Here is an 18,399-nt window from a genome sequence, read left to right as displayed (position 1 = left end):
AAAGGAATTTGTTGCCTTCCCAATATTCAAAATCTGTTCACTGATAACTGATCACTGTTCACTGATCACTGTTCACTGTTCACTGATAATGTGTGAATGTTGCAAGTCTTATCCTGAATTGTGTAAGATTCAGCCTGTACGCATCCCCTACCTTTGTCATTAAGTAAAACGAAGTCGTAATACCACATCCGATTTTTGTTGAATGCACCCGTAAAATCCCGAAAGAAATCAATTATAAAAAACAAAAACAATGAAGAAGAAACTTTTTCTAAGCTTATTGCTTACAACTGTTGCCGTTGGTTACAGTGCTGCTCAGGACGTGAATACAACTGTTCCTGCACAAGTGTCGGTAGTCAAAAACTCTACGATGTGCGAATTTACACCCGTATCACACTGGTCGTTCGGAATCAAAGGTGGTACCAACTATTTCCGTGTAGCCCCCGGAGCTCTTACCCGCGGTGATCAATTTCATCTGATTCTCGGCGGAAACCTTGAATACAGTATTAATCCGCTTATCGGACTGGGTGTGGAATACATGTACAATCCGTACGGACACGATTATCAGCTTAATGCAACCCAAACAGGAAATCTGGAAGGTCGTACGCACGATGTGTTGATGTATGCTTCCATTAATCTGATGAACTTATTAGTTCCAAACAGAACTGCTTTCTGGAGTAAAATGAACATCTATGGCGATGCCGGTGTAGGGCTGGGTTTCTATCAGTTCAAACTAACAGATGCCACCGGCAATGTGATTGTTGACTCACGGGATTTAGGCGATGGCGTACCCGAAACACCTATGGCTAAACTGGGTTTAAATCTGGAATACAACATAAGCAGAACCATCGCTTTAGGTGGTGAAGTTCAATATCGTTATTACGACAGAACAAACTTAGGAGGTTATACCATGTCAAAAGGAAATAGTGATGCATTAACGGCTACTATTGGTCTGAAATTTAAATTCGGAGCTACCGGAAGCAAACAACATGCACGCAACATAAGCATGTGTGAATACTATCCTCAACCAGCTCCGGTAATCATCGAAAAGATTGTGAAAGATAATACCATCGAAACAATCAACCGACTAAATGCTCTCGAAGCTAAAAACGACTCGCTCAATGCAAAAATAAAAAAAATGAACGATGATTTAGATTCTATTTCCAACAGTAGAAGCAATGAACCGGGCGTGCTAAAATCATCTTTTCAAAATATTGAATTTGAATTTGGTTCTGATAAGCTTACCACAAATTCGTATGCTACTTTAGATCAAATCGCTTTAACGTTGAAAGACAAATCGGCCAAAGTACGATTGAGCGTAGCCGGTTATACCGACTATATCGGAACCGAAGAATACAATCAAATCTTGTCGGTAAAACGTGCTAATTCGGTTAGAATCTATTTATTGAACAAAGGCGTTCCAGCTTCAAGTGTTACTATCACCGGTTATGGCGAGAAAGATCCTGTAGCAAACAATAATACAGATAAAGGTCGTCAGGCAAATCGTAGGGTAGAATTTCAAATTTCGAAATAGAACATAGCTTTTTATTAATATGTTCCTGGTAATTGAAAAGTTCAACTATTTATTAATCCTTTAAATTCATTTATTATGCCACTATTAACGATATTATTAGTCATTATTATTGTCGGTGTTCTTCTATGGGCAGTCAATACGTACATCCCCATGGATCACAAAATTAAAAACATCTTCAATATCGTAGTTGTAGTTATTACTGTTATATGGCTTCTTAAGGTTTTCGGGCTTTTTAGCTATCTGACCAATGTTCATGTATAAAAATAATTACAAACCGGAACATATTAATATTCAACTCTAAAAAACAAATATTATGTCACAACTAAACATATTTATATCAGTCAGTGCGTTTATCATTATCCTATGGGCTATCAATACACTTATGCCTATAAGCAGCTACGCCCGAAGAATCATAAGTGTAGTAGTTGTGATTGTAGCCATTATATCGTTTTTGAAATATAACGATATAATATTCCGGTAAAGTTGCAAAATGCTATTATAACCAATAACCCTAAACCTGAAGTTAGCGTTATCGTTCGGTTTTCCCGAATGGTAGCGCTTTCTATTATAATGACACTCCCAATAAAAGTACAAACAGCCGCAGGCAATGTGTGAATGTTGTAACTCTTTCGGCAAATTGTGTAAGAGAAACCGCCGCAAAACTGCCCACCTTTGTACAGCGGAAATTCATCCGACAAATAAAACAAACTATCATGAATACTACCGAAATAAAAGGAAACTGGGACGAACAAAAAGGAAAACTTAAACAGAAATTTGCGGCACTCACCGACAACGATGTAATGTTCTCCGAAGGAAAAAAAGAAGAAATGCTCGGGCGCCTGCAAATAAAACTAGGCAAAACGAAAGATGAACTTCACAAAATCATATCGGCACTCTGATACTCCTGCAATAAATGAAAAAAGTCATTCTGCTTGTCGGTCTCTTATTCGCTTCAGGAGAATTTTTCCCCTGTAGCGGACACGCACCCAACCCGGCGGAAATAGGCATTACAGGAGCTGTAAATCTATCAAGTCTTTATACCACCGGCGCATTGAAATCGGATATCATACCCGGTTATTTCGCCGGTTTGTTTGCCAAAATACCGGTGAGTACCATTTTTGCTTTCCGCCCGGAATTACTCCTTAGCAGCAAAGGATCGACCATTACCTACAACAATTTGCAAGCAGATGGTTCTGTCAATTTCAACCTGACCTATGTGGAAATACCCTTGCTCTGTGTAATAAATATCGGTAAACAGTTGAATATACAAGCCGGACCGTATGTTGCTTGCTTAATTGACAGCAAGGTCACCAACAAAGCAAATGTAAACCTGTTCGATTTTGAGCAGAACATGAACAAAGACAATTTCAACCGGATTGATGCCGGAATTTCGGTGGGTACAGGTGTTGACATCAACACAATAACAATGGGTATGCGATACAACCTGGGACTAACCAGAATTGGAAAAACGAGAACTTCGCCAGCAGGCAACTACACAATTCCCAATTCCCTCAACGGAGTCATTAGTTTTTATTTGTCCATCTCCGTTTTGTAACAAACGGGCATACCGATTTAGAAAACACACTTTCAATAAAAAACGACAACAAACACTTAAACATTATTCATTATGAGCAATCTACTTTATACAATAGCATTAATACTCATTATCCTCTGGGCTATCGGCTTCTTTGCATTCAGCTTGGGCGGAATTATTCACATACTACTCGTCATCGCCATCATTTCGATACTTTTCCGATTGATACGGGGAAAATAGAGAAGAGACCGATATTCATTTCCGAATTCTCAATATCAAATTTTTATAGTGCTTCATCAACTACCATAGTAATTGATGAAGCACTCCTGTTTTCAACACATTAAAAAATTCCTCAGTTCCAATGGATTTAATTGGAATCTAAAGCTATACAAATTAATAAAGCTGCATTAGGTAAGTAAAATTCGGTTCGACACCCTTTTAAATATTCTCAACAAAACAATAAACATCAAAAAACGAAAACAAACAGATTGAATACAGCTATATTTCGCAAGAAAAATCAATTCCGTTTTCATACAATTGACTATGTTTGCATACGCAAAACCGAACAAATGAATATTCAACAACAAAGCAGAACGGAATACATTTCACGTATCAATCGGGTGATGGAATACATCGACAACCATTATTACGAACAGGTTAATCTTGACAGGTTAGCACAAATCGCCCATTTCTCTCCTTTTCATTTTCATCGCATATTCTGTGCGCTGACCGGCGAAACACCTGCCGATTTTTGCCTGCGGATTCGGATAGAAAAAGCAGCTCAACAACTGAAAGATGCTCCTCGCAAAAGTATTTCGGATATTGTATTCGACTGCGGATTCAGCAGCATGGCTCTGTTTGCGCGTACGTTCCGAAAGCATTTTGGCATGAGTGCCACCGCTTACCGAAAAATAGAACAACCGATTATAGTAAAAGACGGTATTTATTATAGCAAGAATGGTCAACCGCTCAGCAAGAAAAATCAAATCTATGTGCCTCTAAACAACGAACTTTGCTCCGTAAATTTAAAACAAATGGTTATTATGGAAACAAATGTTATTGTAAAAGAATTGCCTGATATGCAGGCTATTTATTGTAGGCACACTGGTGCATTTAATGAGATTCACCTTGCGTATACCAAACTAATGCAATTTGCCGGGCCACGCGGATTGATAGGCAAAGACTCGCACACGGCAACCGTTTATCACGACGATCCGTCGGTGACAGAAATAGGAAAAGTACGCCAGAGCGCCTGTCTGGTGGTAGATAAAGAGGTGGCTGTAGAAGGAGAAATTGCTAAACTAACTATCAAAGGCGGACGATATGCCGTTGGTCATTTCGAGATTGACGTAACCGAATTTGAAAATGCATGGAACACCATGTGTGTGTGGATGACCGAAAGCGGCTACGAACCCGGCGAAGGAAATCCGTATGAGTATTATTATGCCGACCCTGAAAATCATCCCGAGCATAAATTTGTGCTGGACATTTGTATACCGGTAAAAAGTATGTAACACCCATCCCTAGAGGGGAAAATGATTATAATATCATATTCCCCTCTAGGGATTCTTATTTATTATGTATGAAACACGATTGGAAAAAATCAGAAAAACAGTTTTATGCTCCAAAAGGTGAACCTGAAAAGATAAGCATTCCGGCAATGAATTTTTTCAGTATTCGGGGTGAAGGAAATCCGAACAGCCCTGAATTTGGAGAGTATATCAGCGTTTTATATGCGCTGTCGTATGGCGTAAAAATGTCCCCCAGACAAGGCCTTGCTCCCGATGGATATTTTGAATACAGTATATATCCGCTCGAAGGTGTATGGGATTTGAAAGAGGAAGCCCGCGCAAAATCAATGGAAATACTGGACAAAGATGCACTGGTTTTCAACCTAATGATTCGTCAGCCAGAATTTGTCACACCCGAGTTCGCAGCAGAAGTCATTGAACGCGTTGCTAAAAAGAAACCGCATCCTCTGTTCTCGAACGTAAATTTTGAAACCATTACCGAAGGCAATTGTGTGCAAATGCTTCATACAGGAAGTTTCGACGATGAGCCTGCGAGCTTTGCCCGCATGGAAGCTTATGCCGAAGCCAACGGATTGAACCGAAAAAGTAAAATACATCGGGAAATTTACCTGAAAGATGCCCGAAAGACAGCCCCGGAAAAATTAAAAACAATCCTTCGGTTTACAGTCGTTGACCATTAAATAATTGCTTCTACAATTTATCGAAAACCTCTTTGGCAAATACTTCCAGGCTAGGATCCCTGGCTCCCATAAGCAGTAAAACCGTTTGCGCTTCGAGATGCGGTTTTATGGCTTCTGTCAGGTTGTTTCTGTTTTCTACAAAAAAAGCATTTTTGCCAAGCTTTTTCAGGTCTTCTATCAGGTCATTAGCCGAAATATCTTTCACAGCCGAACCACCTGCATAAAAGATTTCGCTCATCCATATTTCGTCCTGAGGGCGTAAAACGGCAGCAATATCGTGTACAAAATCATCGCGCAAAAAACGGGTAGGTTTATAACCATGCGGCTGAAACCATGCGATTAACTTCGGCGCTACCGGCTGACAGGCCGCAATAGAAGCAGCACATTTAGCCGGATTATGCGCGTAGTCGTCAATTAGCAACACACCATGCTTTTCGCCGATAATCTGGTGGCGGCGATAAATTCCTTCGTATTGTGTCAACGCTTCGGCAGCCGTATCAAAGCTCACTCCCAAGCGGTGTACTACCGCCAGTGCCGCCAACGCGTTCTCCATATTATGCGCTCCCACGGTGTTCATCTTTATTGTAGTGCCATTGATACTAAACTGAATATGCAAGCCATTCTGCACAAAGTCCGTACCCGTGTAACCTGCACCTTCGCTCGCTGCTGTTGCAAAATCATTGGCCGCTGCTACTGAAAGTTTCGCAGCAAGTTTATTGGATCGGTTGGTGATAAAAATCTCTTTCGTATTATCGCGGAAAGTCCCAAAAATCTCCATCAGCTCATCAATCTCCTGATGATCTTTATCAATATTAAGCAGCAAACCTATTTCGGGGTGATATTGCACGATAGAGCCATCACTCTCGTCGGCTTCTATCACCAGCCATTCGCCTTTGCCCACTTTGGCATTTCCTATTTTTCCTTCGCGGATAATGCTGGTCAGCCCGGCACCGCTTATGATACTAGGTTCCAGTCCAGCATATTGCATGATATCAAAAATCATAGCAGAAGTAGTGCTCTTTCCCGAAGTACCTCCTACCGCTATCGTTTTCTTGCTTTCAGCTATCAGTGCCAGCACTTCCGAACGCCGCAGAATGGGAATGTTTAGCTCCTTGGCCTTTTGCACTTCAAAAACGGTATCCTCTATGGCGGTAGACGCTACCACCAAATCGGTTTGGGCGGTAATGCCGCTTCCATCCTGCAAAAAACACAGAATGCCCTCTGCTTCCAGTTTCTCACGGGTTTCGTTATAGGTATCAGGTAAAAAATAGCGATCGCTACCACTTACATTTTTGCCTACACCCCGTAGATATTGAGCAATGGCACTCATACCGGTACCGGCTACACCGATAAAGAATATGTTATTGAATTGATTGATATTCATAAAGCTATGTAAAGATATTGTTTTCTTAATATGACATTCAAAAGTAATTAAAAAATGGGGTTTACACAAAACAATCCCGAACTGCATTTATATTTTTGGTTGTAGTGATAGATTTTGTGAATTAGCGTATAGAATTATTATTCCGCCAGAAACTTCGGTGAAATAATAATTCTCATTATTTTTGTGCTATCAAACAGAAAGTCAATAATGTAAACTCAATCAATATGGAATCAAAATGGCAAAAAATGGCGATATCGGCTCAACGGGCTGAAATTACCGAGTATCATATCTATACGCAACTCGCAGACAGAGCAACAGATAAAAATAATGCCGAAGTGCTCCGAAGAATAGGCAATGAAGAGAAAAAACATTCCGAATACTGGAGATCGAAAACAGGCGTTGACATACAGCCCGATGGTTGGAAAATATTCAAGACTGTGACAATGGCGCGTTTCCTAGGATTGTCGTTCGTACTAAAACTGATGGAAAAAAAAGAGGGAACAGGATCAAAAACATACGACGATCTGGCTGTAGATTTTCCGGAAACCAAACAAATATCGGAAGATGAAAAAAGGCACGAAAAAGAACTACTCAATATGCTCGACGAAGAAGGGCTAAAGTATGTAGGGTCCATAGTGTTGGGATTAAACGATGCATTGGTTGAACTTACAGGAGCACTGGCCGGGTTTACATTGGCACTTAGCGATACCAGAGTCATATCACTCGTAGGTTTGGTAACAGGTATTTCGGCGGCTCTTTCTATGGCTTCGTCAGATTATTTATCATCTAAAGCCGAAGGAGACGAAAAAGCAAAAAAGTCGGCTGTTTACACAGGTGTAGCTTACTTTTTTACCGTAATTCTGTTGATACTTCCGTTTTTGCTTCTAACCAGTCCATTTATTGCATTGATAATCACGCTTGCAACGGCTGTATTAATTATTTTCTGTTTTAATTATTATATCTCAGTGGCCAAAGATTTAAATTTCAAGGCTCGTTTTTTCGAAATGACTTTTATAAGTTTAGGTGTAGCGACTTTCTCTTTTCTTGTTGGATATGGACTCAAATTAATGCTTGGTGTGAATATTTGATGGAGTAACATGTTAGCTTATTGTTAAGCTATTATAAATTTAAAAATGGCACCTATTATTTAGTCCTCCCAATGGATTGTAATGCAGAAGTACATCTCAGAAATAAGAAAGACTCTAGCAGAACAAAAATGAATGGTGCTTAACAACAAAGGTTCTTATTGTATGATAAGAACCTTTGTTATGTAAAAGAACACATTATTTGCCTCATTAAAGACCCAATTTATTTAATATAGATTAATTTCATACAACAAACATTAATTAATGCTACCAAAGTGGTAGCATGCGAAATTATGATATAAATTTGCATCACAAACCTGAAGCAAATGAGAATTAACACAAAAATACGGTATGGTTTACGAACAATGATAGAAATTGCCAGCTCCACTGATGCCAATGGTATGCTCCAAAAAGATATTGCCAAAAACCAAAACATATCATTGAAATATCTTGACCCTATTATTTCATCGCTAAAACTAAAAGGGCTAATAGTCAATAGTAAAGGAAGGGGTAGCGGCTACAGATTAACACGCGAACCCAAAGATATTACAATGCTTGATATCTACACAGCATTCGAACAAATAATAGTTATTGAATGCATAAATAATCTGGGATATTGCGACAGATCCATGCACGATTGTAAAGGGCGCAATTACTGGAACGAATTTAAAAACGAGTTTGCTGAAATGTTGCGAAGCAAAAATCTTGAGCAAATTATAGAAGAAACTCATTATGAATGCAATGGAGTAATTGCTGAAGTTGTAAACTGAATTATTAATTGACTTGTTCTAAACTTGTCAATTATTTTTTCTAGTTAAATGCTACCAATATTATAGCATTAATATGATACGAAAAATGCGAATACATACGGCACACAACAAAAAAATGAAATAAAATTTTTATATCGTAATACTATAAATGCTATAGGATATATAACTTAAAAACAATAATCAACCACATGTTAAAAACAAAACTGACAAAATTTCATATGTTGCTAATGGTTAGCGGCATATTGGCTGGTTTCACTGGTGCAGCGAAAGCTCAAACACTGAAGATAAACCCTCAGAGTTCCACCATGACTATTTCAGGAACCACAAACGTGCATAACTTTCAAAGCAAGGTGACCCAAATGTCGGGTGAACTTGTGATTAGCGGTAAAAAAGTCCAATCGTTGAAGGTGGATATACCTGTAAAATCTATTAAGAGCAACGAAAAGTTGATGGACTCAAAAACCTATGAAGCTTTTAATGCAGAAAAAAATCCAACAATCACATTCCAACTAACCGATGCAGTAATTCAAAAAGCAACTGCTGAAGATATTGATGTGGCTGTAACAGGTAATCTGACAATGGCCGGGGTTACTAAAAAAATAACTTTTAATACTACCGGTAAGGCTCTTAAACCCGGGACTTTCCAATTTACCGGAAGCGTAGGAATCAAAATGACTGATTATAAAATGAAACCGCCAACCGCTATGCTCGGCATTATGAAAGTGGGCGATGCTATAACATTGAAATTTAGCATTGTGATGGTAGGTGATCCAGAAGTAAATGCATTGCTAACAAAATAAACGACAATACATAAGAAATTATCACTTTACAAACAGCTAAAATTAAAGACAATGAAAAGAACAATCCTCACAGTGGCAACAGCTCTATTAGTTAGCAGTACAATGTTTGCGCAATTAAGAGCTACGGATCAGACCGGCATAAACGTATTTGAAACTCCTAAAACTGACACTCAGTTTACAGGCAAAAAAGTGGAATTCGGCGCTTCAATTGCAATGCCTTATATTGCTTTGAAAAACTCAAACGACGTTACAAATCAGGATCCTACAAAAAACACAGAAGCATTATTTAAAAATTCTCCAAATTTTGCTCTTTCAATGGCAAATTTGTACATCAACAGTTATTTGGCGGATGGTATCACCTTGCAAGTAACAATGTACCTTGCATCAAAACACCACAATGAAACATGGGTAAAAGGTGGTTATGTTCAATTCGATAAGATTCCATTCATCAAAATGGATTTGTTGGACAATATTATGAAATTCACTTCAATCAAAGTTGGTCAAATGGACGTCAACTATGGAGATGCTCACTTCCGCCGTTCTGATGGTGGAAATGCAATCTACAATCCATTTATGGAAAACTATATCATGGACGAATTTGCTACAGAAATTGGTGCTGAAGCAGATGTTAACTATAAAGGTTTAATCGGAGTAGCCGGTATAACCAATGGTAATTTGAATCCAAGTCTGGCATATATTGATACTACACAAATTGCCACTAAATATTCTAACGGACATCACAACCCTTCATTCCTTTTGAAATTGGGTTTTGATAAACAAGTAAACAAAAAATTCCGCGCCCGTTTAACCGGTTCGGTTTATACAACAGCAGGTTCTTTATCAAACACATTGTTTGGTGGTGACCGTACAGGTTCAAACTACTCTGCAATTATGTACAATGCAGCTCCGGGAACAGGAACCGCTTTTAACGGACGTTTTAATCCAAGTTTAACCGATAAGCTGACAACATTTATGGGTAACTTGTTCTTGAAATATAATTTATCAGATGAGCTTTCAGTGGAGTCATTCACTACTCTTGAGTCAGCAAAAGGACGCAAACCATCCGAAAAACTAGAACGCAAAGCCAATCAATTTGCTACCGACCTTGTGTTACGTTTTGGTAAAGCCGAAAATTTCTTCGTAGGTGCTCGTTACAACACAGTTTCTGCTGACGTAGCTGCAGCAGCTGGTGCAGCTAATTCTACTACAACTCTTATGGCAGTTCCTGCTTACAACGTAGACATAAACCGCTTAGCAATCAGTGGCGGTTGGTATGTTACTAAAAACATTATGGCGAAAGTTGAATATGCTAACCAAAAATTTAAAAACGTTCCTAACGTAAACTACATTTTGAATGGTTATGAGTTTCACGGGTTGAGCGCTGAAGCTGTAATCTCTTTCTAAAAACCCAGTTTGAATTTTCCTAAGCCAGCCAGGAGTTATCCCGGCTGGCTTAACTCCATTTTAAAAATTAAACGATTATATGAAAAGGCATATCGGTATAATTGGGTTTATCCTTTTTTTAAGTCAACCACTGCTGGCTCAATCCCTCGTGTCAGTGGATTTACAAAAAAGTAGCTCAGTGACGATTACCGGATCAACGAATATTGTCTCGTTCAAGCTTCTTTTTCCGGGAGATATGCTTCCTAAAAAGAATTTTCTCATTACCGCCACACAAAATCAAAACAGAATACTTTTAAGCCAAACTCAAATGTCGATTGCAGTAAAAGACTTTACTTCAAACAATAAAATGGCTTTGAGAGATTTTTTGAAACTTATTAAGCACAAATCTTATCCGTATATTCAGGTTCAACTCAATTATATTGATTTAAACCAAAATGCCGAGAAATCAAAATTAACCAAAGGAAATGCTTATGCAAACATTACCATTACCGGCATTACTAAGCAGTATTGCTTTCCAATTTCGGCTGACAGCGATGGAGAGAATTATTTCCTAAATGGTCGTAAAAACATAAGTATCCGTGACTTCGGACTGGTTCCTCCCGTTGAAATGATGGGCTTAATAAAGGTGAGCGAATGGATTGATCTGGATTTTCATATTGTATGCAAAATAGGTTTAAACAAAGCTAACCAAGCTGAATTATGTACCCCAAATCAATTGAAAGATTTGGCAAATTACACAGCTCGCTAAGAAATCATTAAAACAGAACTAAAAGAGCCTTCCCAATAAGGAAAGCTCTTTTTTGCATCTTGCTTCCAAGCTTTGCGATTGATAAATTAAGACTAATTCGATGAAAACTAAAGCTCAAATCCTGAAAACAAGTTAACAACACAGCGCTCGTCAGTTAAAAACAGATAATATATACAGTAAGTTGCTCTTCAAATAATGCAGTTACCATTAAAAAAATCTATCTTTGTCATCACAAAAAATTACGCATTTTTTTATCTCCAATAACATGAAATCTGCATTAAAATCAATCTTTATTATCGCCTTACTTGCTGTAGTTTGCACTACCAGTGCTCAGACTACATACCGCTTAGAAATAGGGTACAACAATCCGAAGCGTTATTTTACTTCTGGAATAAGTTCTCTACAAGATTTCAAGGGGCAAGGACTGTCTACCTACTTTAAAGGCGTGAAGCTTGGAGGAACTGCTGAGTTTAAACTAAAACATAATTTCAGCCTGTTGACCGGAGTACTTTATAACTACGTATATTCTGATAATCTTCAGGGCTATCCAAGTTCTACTAACGTACGATACATTACCAACGGACACTCTTTAGATATTCCTGCTCGCGCTATATATACGCTTCCGTTATCTAAAACACTGAAAGTATTCGGATTTGCAGGACCTAATATCAACATAGGAATGTTCCAGACGATGAAAGCTACTTCTACAGTAAGCCTCATTCCTTCTGCTAATTATGATTTATACAAAGATGACATATTGAACCGGGTGAATCTTCAAATCGGAGTGGGTGGCGGTATCCAGTGGAAAAAATATCAAATCAAAGCCACTTATGATTTTGGATTGAATAACCTTTACAAAGCAGGTGCTGGCAACTTACACCAAAAAGGCTGGTATATCTCTGTAGCTTATGACTTTTAAATTATAACAATATTGCAGGAAATGACTAAACCCGCTATGAAAGGATTTAGTCATTTTTTTTGAAACAGGCAGGTAACTTATCGGATAATGATTATTTTTGTAACAATTTTGGCAATAAATTGAACTACCGTATGCAACTTTACCAAACATATCTCCAACATCCTATAATTTGTACAGATAGTCGTGTTTGCCCATCAGGTTCACTTTTTTTTGCGCTGAAAGGAGATAATTTTGACGCCAATGCTTTTGCACTTTCTGCTTTAAAAAACGGATGTTCGTATGCAGTGGTAGATGAAGCTGAATATGCCATCGACGAACGTTTTATTTTGGTTGAAAACGTTTTGGAAAGCCTGCAAGAACTTGCTACATATCACCGCAGACAGCTGGGAACAAAAGTTATCGGGATTACCGGTACGAATGGCAAAACCACAACAAAAGAATTAATTGCTGCTGTTCTTAAAGAGAAATACAACATTCTTTTCACTCAGGGCAATCTGAATAATCACATAGGAGTTCCGCTCACATTGCTTCAACTGAAGCCCGAACACGAGATTGCTGTTATTGAAATGGGCGCTAACCACCCTGAGGAAATTAAAGCACTGGCAGAAATTGCAGAACCCGATTACGGTATTATTACCAATGTCGGTATGGCTCATCTGGAAGGATTCGGTTCTTTCGAAGGCGTAAAAAAAACCAAACGTGAGCTTTACGAATACATTTACAAGGCAGGCAAAGCTATATTTATCAACAAAAATAATGAACATCTGCTTAAAATGGCCGTTGATTCAGGATTTGTTGTAAACAACGAAAATGTCATCAGCTACAGTCTGGATAAAAACTCAAGCTCTAGAATAAAAGCAGTAGTTACCGATTGCTCACCTTTTCTTGAAATGAAATGCTTTATCGGCAAAAACGATAGTTTCGACATCAGCACTAAACTCATTGGTGCGTACAATGCTGAAAATGTTTTGGCTGCTGTTACCATAGGAGAATACTTCGGGCTAAATAAAGAAGAGTTGACTGCAGGACTGGAAAAGTACAACCCGCAGAACAACCGTTCACAATTAACTATTACAGAAAACAATAAACTGATCATAGATACATATAATGCCAACCCTACCAGCATGAAAGCTGCAATTTTAAACTTTGCACAAATGAATGTTGAAGGCAAAACGCTCATATTAGGAGACATGCTGGAACTTGGCGAACAAAGTAGTGCAGAACATCAGGGCATTATTGATTTATTGAAACAAAATAAGCTGGCAGACGTTTTGTTGGTAGGAAATAATTTTCGGAGTACAAATAACCCTTATACGTGCTTCGACGAAGTTACTGAATTAATAAACTATATCAAAAATAAACCTATTTGCAACAAATATGTGTTGATAAAAGGTTCGCGGGGCATCAAACTGGAAAAAGTTGTACCATTGCTTTAGACATTACAATCAAAAATTATGGATTCAATTAAAAAGAAAAATTTTACAATTATCACGATTGCGGCGGTAATAGTTGCAATCTTAGGGATTGCCGTAATCTATTTCGTTCGTAAGGCCAATCAGAAAGATGCCGAAATGGCAGAGATTGTTGAACAAATGAACTTTGAAAAACAACAGGTTGAGAAAGAGTACTCTAACCTCAATCAGGAATTTTCAGGCTACACATCAAATATCAAAAACGACTCTCTGGTAAAATTACTGGATAATCAAAAAACAAAAGTTCAACAGTTATTGGATGAATTACGCGTCACCAAGTCTACTAATGCGCGTCGTATTGCTCAGTTGAAACAGGAACTGGCCACAGTGCGCATGGTAATGATTCAATATGTAAATCAGATTGATTCGCTGAACAGCGCGAACAAAATGCTCCGCAATGAAAATGTAGAAGTTCATAAAAAATATCAGGCTGCAACGGAAACTGTTCAACAGTTATCCAAAGATAAAGAATCACTCAATCAGGTTGTAAGCAGAGCTTCTATCATGGAAGTTACCAATTTCAGTATGACACCGCTTAACAGTAAAGGGAAAAAAACCGGTTGGTTCACGCAAACGGCCAATTTGCAATTCAGCTACACTGTATCCAAAAATGTTACGGCTCAGCCGGGTGACAAAACAATATACTTAAGAATTACGCGCCCTGATGGCGACGTTCTGACTAAGAGCCCGAACAATGTCTTTAGTTTTGAAAATAAAGAAATAGCATATTCGGCTACAAAGAATTTTGAATTTACAGGCGATGCAAAGAATGATGTTATATTTTGGAAAATAGGAGAGATACTACCTAAAGGCATGTATAGAGCTGAATTCTTCATAGACGGAAATCGTGTTGGAAGCTTCTCATTTAAGTTCGAGAAATAAAGCAAGCATTCGAATGATTCGCCTTTAATAAGCAATATAAAAATATCACAAATCTACAAAAAATATGAAACGTATTTCTATCGGCTTCTTACTTACTTTTATGCTTCTAGTCATCTTATCGGCTTGTAAAAATGACGAATGGGTCGATTGGAAAATATCAAACGACCAATGGCTAACAAAATTTGTTGAAGCTCACAAGAAAGATTCCAACTTTTACACCACCAGTAGCGGATTGAGTTACCAAATCATCAACAAAGGTTGGGAGGGAAATCGTCACCCCAATATAAGTGATTATGTGGTAGTTCAGTACAAAGGATCGATAATTAATGGATCTGTTTTCGAAAAAGTAGGTGGTGGAGATAGTACTGCAACTATTAGATTGGCTAGCACTGTGCCGGGTTGGCAGGAAGGTTTACCGAAAATACACAACGGAGGTCGTATAAAATTATATATACCTAGTGCACTTGGTTATGGAACAAACTCCAGTAACCCAAGCATTCCGCCCAATTCAGTTTTAATTTTTGACATTACTTTGGTAGATTCATACTAATAAACATTTCTCTTTAGAGAAATAGTTCAATTTAAAATCTTATGAAAAAGCTACTTGTTATCTTTCTGTGTACTCTTTCCGGATTATCTTTTGCAACAGATTATACCGTCCAGAGCATTCCCAATCCTAAAGTTACCGACAAGCACGCCTTTGTAAGTAATCCAGATGGAATATTAAAAAGCGAAACAGTTCAACAGGTTAATGCCTATTTGGACGCACTACAATCCGAAACTGGAGCCGAGGTTACGATTGTAGCTGTAAATTCTATAGGTAGCAATGAAATAAAACCCTTCGCCACAGACCTGTTTAAGGCTTGGGGAGTAGGTCAGACAAAACGCGATAATGGTTTGCTTGTTTTATTTGTTATGGATCAACGAAAAATCACCTTTGAGACTGGCTACGGTCTGGAAGGTATTCTGCCTGATGCTATTTGTCTGCGTATACAAGCCCAATCGATAACTCCCGAATTTAAAAAAGGCAATTATGATGCTGGAATATTGGCCGGCGTAGAACGTATTGGGAGTATCATCCGCAAAGAGCCGATACCCGAAGCACCTAAAGAAGAACCGATAGCATGGAACGAGATATTACCGATAGCAATCGGAGTATATTTAGTCATAGCACTACTGACTTGGATATTAATCGGAAATGCCATTGCTAAAGTAAGAAACAATCCAAAACTCCCCAGCAATATTGCCCGATACAAGGCTATAAAAACGCAAAAATCAGGTATCATTAGTATGATTTCCATCATCGTACCTGTTGTTGGATTTATCGGCATCTTGTTGCTTTCAACGCATCCGATATTGATTCTGTTACTTATCCCCATACCATTAACAACCATTCCGGCAAATATCTACGGACGATTAATGATGATTAAGATTCGCAGAGCGCCAATTCCGTGTAACGTATGTGATGGACAAATGCATATTCTATCTGAAAAGCAAGAAGATGCACACCTTAAACTGGCACAGCAATTTGAAGAGAAACTACATGCTATCGATTACGATGTTTTTGTCTGTGATAAATGTGCCAATGAAGCTATTTTCTCGCTGGATAAACCCAGTGCTTATTCAGAATGCCCTAAATGTGGTACAAAAGCTTTTATTTTGTCCGATAAACGAACAATTGTAGCTCCAACTTATATTAGCAGCGGAACAGAAAGAACCACTTACCGTTGTAAGTTTTGCGGTTACGAAGAAAATGATAATCATAACATTCCAAGGTTAAGCCGTACCGATGGAGCCATAGTAGGAGGTGCCATTGCAGGTGGTCTCTTTAGTGGACGCGGAGGTTTTGGTGGAGGAGACTTCGGAGGTGGTGGCGGAGGAAGTTTTGGCGGAGGTATGTCAGGTGGTGGTGGAGCCACAAGCGGTTGGTAGTATTCGAAATTCAATCTAAAAATCTTATATAATTTCTTTTTTTGTTTCCATTCAAATCAAACAAATAAAAATTTACAACAATGAAAAAAAGTTCAATCATTTTAATAGCAATAGCTGCAGTTTTAATACTCGCTATTTTCAGTGGCATTTCTACTTACAATAAACTAGTTACCGAAAGAGAAAAAGTCAATAGCCAATGGGCAAACGTTGAAAGTCAATACCAACGCCGGTCTGATTTAATTCCAAACCTGGTGGCAACTGTAAAAGGATATGCTACTCACGAAAGTTCTACATTGGAAGGAGTTATAGCCGCTCGAGCTAAAGCAACTCAGGTAACCGTTGATGCCAAAACATTAACCCCGGAGAAATTACAACAATATCAGGCTGCTCAGGGAGAATTAACTTCTGCATTGGGTAAACTAATCATGATAAAAGAAAGCTATCCTGAATTAAAAGCTAATCAGAATTTCCTCGAGCTGCAAGCACAGCTGGAAGGAACTGAAAACCGCATTTCGGTGGAAAGAAGCAGATACAATGAAATTGCTCAAAACTATACAACTATCATCCAACGATTCCCAGCTGTGATATTTGCGAATATGTTTGGCTTTGAAAAGAAACCATACTTCGAAGCAGAAAAAGGAAGCGAGAAAGCTCCTTCAGTAAAGTTCTAAAATCAGCGACTCGATGTCCAAAAATAATTATGAACCGGCTGTAGATCGCTACTTAAATTCAGTAGGCTACGAATATTGCGGGAAAAGCGGACTGAAGTTGCCGCGGATTTCACTCGGGTTGTGGCACAACTTTGGTGACGTGGATGATGCTGCTGAAGCTCAAAAAATGATTCAGTTTGCATTCGATCACGGCATCACTCATTTCGATTTAGCAAATAACTATGGCACTCCTTATGGTAGCGCTGAGAGGAATTTCGGTAGAATTCTGAAAGATCAGTTATCCGCCTACAGGGATGAGATGATTATCAGCACCAAGGCCGGACACGAGATGTGGCCGGGACCGTATGGTGACTGGGGTTCAAGAAAGTATTTGATTGCCAGCCTAAATCAAAGCTTGCAAAGGCTACAACTTGACTACGTGGATATATTCTATTCGCACAGATACGACCCGAATACTCCCTTGGAAGAAACCATGGGAGCCTTGTCCGACGTGGTGAAGCAAGGCAAAGCACTTTACGTGGGTATATCAAAATATCCAACCGATAAAGCTCGTGAAGCTTATAGAATTTTGCGTGAGAACGGTACGCCTTGTCTTATTAATCAGGATAAATACAATATTTTTACCCGACATATTGAAGATAATGTGTTGCCTTTAGCTCAAGAAAATGGTGTTGGTGTTATTGCATTTTCACCCTTATCCCAAGGCATGCTAAGTGATAAATACCTTCAGGGCATTCCGGAGAATTCACGGGCAGCACACAGTTATGGATTCTTACAAAAGCAACAGTTGACACCTGAGGTTATAGAAAAGATAAAACAGCTGAATGAAATTGCTGCTTCGCGCGGGCAATCGCTGGCTCAAATGGCGCTAGCATGGTGTTTCCACAAACCGGAAATAACATCTGTCATTGTAGGTACCAGCTCGGTAAAACAACTGCAAGACAATATAGATTCGCTCAGAAATACTTCATTTACCGACGATGAATTATGGAGAATAGGCGAACTCGGTTGAAAATCATAAAGGGCGAAATATGTTTCGTCCTTTTCACATGAAA

21 protein-coding genes are annotated in these 18,399 nt (G+C 38.7%); 20 read left to right on the top strand and 1 reads right to left on the bottom strand.

The genetic code is table 11. The features are described 5' to 3' along the window. The first annotated feature begins 250 nt into the window (after window positions 1-250). The 8 genes from PALPR_RS15550 to PALPR_RS13140 all read left to right on the top strand — a co-directional run bounded on the left by PALPR_RS15550 (window position 251) and on the right by PALPR_RS13140 (window position 5,277). Window positions 251-1,531 carry an OmpA family protein gene (locus PALPR_RS15550; RefSeq protein ID WP_013446137.1) on the top strand — a complete coding sequence of 427 codons (1,281 nt, stop codon included), beginning with the start codon at window positions 251-253 and terminating at the stop codon, window positions 1,529-1,531. 75 nt (window positions 1,532-1,606) lie between these two features. Continuing rightward, window positions 1,607-1,792: a Thivi_2564 family membrane protein gene (locus PALPR_RS13160; RefSeq protein WP_013446136.1), complete on the top strand. Its 186-nt coding sequence runs from the start codon at window positions 1,607-1,609 to the stop codon at window positions 1,790-1,792. 52 nt (window positions 1,793-1,844) lie between these two features. Continuing rightward, window positions 1,845-2,012: a Thivi_2564 family membrane protein gene (locus PALPR_RS15955; RefSeq protein ID WP_171805046.1), complete on the top strand. Its 168-nt coding sequence runs from the start codon at window positions 1,845-1,847 to the stop codon at window positions 2,010-2,012. A 232-nt stretch (window positions 2,013-2,244) separates the two neighbouring features. After that, window positions 2,245-2,430: a CsbD family protein gene (locus tag PALPR_RS13155; protein WP_013446135.1), complete on the top strand. Its 186-nt coding sequence runs from the start codon at window positions 2,245-2,247 to the stop codon at window positions 2,428-2,430. Between the two features lie 14 nt (window positions 2,431-2,444). Continuing rightward, the gene (locus PALPR_RS13150; RefSeq protein WP_013446134.1) at window positions 2,445-3,086 is read left to right on the top strand and encodes a porin family protein; all 642 of its coding nucleotides are present in this window, start codon (window positions 2,445-2,447) and stop codon (window positions 3,084-3,086) included. A 72-nt stretch (window positions 3,087-3,158) separates the two neighbouring features. Next, on the top strand, window positions 3,159-3,305 hold the full coding sequence (locus PALPR_RS15845; protein WP_013446133.1) for a lmo0937 family membrane protein: 147 nt from the start codon (window positions 3,159-3,161) through the stop codon (window positions 3,303-3,305). Between the two features lie 329 nt (window positions 3,306-3,634). Then, entirely contained in the window at window positions 3,635-4,579 is a 945-nt protein-coding gene (locus PALPR_RS13145; RefSeq protein WP_013446132.1) for an AraC family transcriptional regulator, read from the top strand. A 68-nt stretch (window positions 4,580-4,647) separates the two neighbouring features. Beyond that, the gene (locus tag PALPR_RS13140; protein ID WP_013446131.1) at window positions 4,648-5,277 is read left to right on the top strand and encodes a GyrI-like domain-containing protein; all 630 of its coding nucleotides are present in this window, start codon (window positions 4,648-4,650) and stop codon (window positions 5,275-5,277) included. 10 nt (window positions 5,278-5,287) lie between these two features. Here PALPR_RS13140 and PALPR_RS13135 read toward each other — a convergent pair whose 3' ends face one another. Then, on the bottom strand, window positions 5,288-6,661 hold the full coding sequence (locus tag PALPR_RS13135; protein WP_041620418.1) for a UDP-N-acetylmuramate--L-alanine ligase: 1,374 nt from the start codon (window positions 6,659-6,661) through the stop codon (window positions 5,288-5,290). 224 nt (window positions 6,662-6,885) lie between these two features. On the opposite strand from PALPR_RS13135, the gene PALPR_RS13130 reads away from it, so the two are divergent. From PALPR_RS13130 to PALPR_RS13075, 12 genes are all read left to right on the top strand, one after another. After that, window positions 6,886-7,749: a VIT1/CCC1 transporter family protein gene (locus PALPR_RS13130; protein ID WP_013446129.1), complete on the top strand. Its 864-nt coding sequence runs from the start codon at window positions 6,886-6,888 to the stop codon at window positions 7,747-7,749. A gap of 323 nt (window positions 7,750-8,072) precedes the next feature. Continuing rightward, window positions 8,073-8,516 (top strand): RrF2 family transcriptional regulator, encoded by a 444-nt coding sequence (locus tag PALPR_RS13125; protein ID WP_013446128.1) that lies wholly within the window; start codon window positions 8,073-8,075, stop codon window positions 8,514-8,516. Between the two features lie 188 nt (window positions 8,517-8,704). Further along, entirely contained in the window at window positions 8,705-9,316 is a 612-nt protein-coding gene (locus tag PALPR_RS13120) for a YceI family protein (protein ID WP_013446127.1), read from the top strand. A 51-nt stretch (window positions 9,317-9,367) separates the two neighbouring features. Further along, the gene (locus PALPR_RS13115) at window positions 9,368-10,720 is read left to right on the top strand and encodes a hypothetical protein (protein WP_013446126.1); all 1,353 of its coding nucleotides are present in this window, start codon (window positions 9,368-9,370) and stop codon (window positions 10,718-10,720) included. A 79-nt stretch (window positions 10,721-10,799) separates the two neighbouring features. Then, window positions 10,800-11,468: a YceI family protein gene (locus PALPR_RS13110; RefSeq protein WP_013446125.1), complete on the top strand. Its 669-nt coding sequence runs from the start codon at window positions 10,800-10,802 to the stop codon at window positions 11,466-11,468. A 265-nt stretch (window positions 11,469-11,733) separates the two neighbouring features. Continuing rightward, window positions 11,734-12,387: an outer membrane beta-barrel protein gene (locus PALPR_RS13105; protein ID WP_013446124.1), complete on the top strand. Its 654-nt coding sequence runs from the start codon at window positions 11,734-11,736 to the stop codon at window positions 12,385-12,387. A gap of 131 nt (window positions 12,388-12,518) precedes the next feature. Further along, window positions 12,519-13,823, top strand: a complete 1,305-nt coding sequence (locus PALPR_RS13100; protein ID WP_013446123.1) for a UDP-N-acetylmuramoyl-tripeptide--D-alanyl-D-alanine ligase — start codon at window positions 12,519-12,521, stop codon at window positions 13,821-13,823. An 18-nt stretch (window positions 13,824-13,841) separates the two neighbouring features. Beyond that, window positions 13,842-14,741 (top strand): coiled-coil domain-containing protein, encoded by a 900-nt coding sequence (locus PALPR_RS13095; protein ID WP_013446122.1) that lies wholly within the window; start codon window positions 13,842-13,844, stop codon window positions 14,739-14,741. A 64-nt stretch (window positions 14,742-14,805) separates the two neighbouring features. Then, the gene (locus PALPR_RS13090; RefSeq protein ID WP_013446121.1) at window positions 14,806-15,291 is read left to right on the top strand and encodes an FKBP-type peptidyl-prolyl cis-trans isomerase; all 486 of its coding nucleotides are present in this window, start codon (window positions 14,806-14,808) and stop codon (window positions 15,289-15,291) included. Window positions 15,292-15,332: 41 nt separating this feature from the next. Continuing rightward, on the top strand, window positions 15,333-16,673 hold the full coding sequence (locus PALPR_RS13085) for a TPM domain-containing protein (RefSeq protein ID WP_013446120.1): 1,341 nt from the start codon (window positions 15,333-15,335) through the stop codon (window positions 16,671-16,673). Between the two features lie 80 nt (window positions 16,674-16,753). Continuing rightward, the gene (locus PALPR_RS13080) at window positions 16,754-17,344 is read left to right on the top strand and encodes a LemA family protein (protein ID WP_013446119.1); all 591 of its coding nucleotides are present in this window, start codon (window positions 16,754-16,756) and stop codon (window positions 17,342-17,344) included. 13 nt (window positions 17,345-17,357) lie between these two features. Further along, a complete protein-coding gene (locus PALPR_RS13075) occupies window positions 17,358-18,356 on the top strand; it encodes an aldo/keto reductase (protein ID WP_013446118.1) in 999 nt (332 codons plus the stop codon). Window positions 18,357-18,399: the final 43 nt, after the last annotated feature.

The sequence above is a fragment of the Paludibacter propionicigenes WB4 genome (assembly GCF_000183135.1).
GTDB lineage: Bacteria > Bacteroidota > Bacteroidia > Bacteroidales > Paludibacteraceae > Paludibacter > Paludibacter propionicigenes.
Note: the sequence above shows the minus strand (reverse complement) of the source record. Positions and strands in the feature narration are given on the sequence as shown.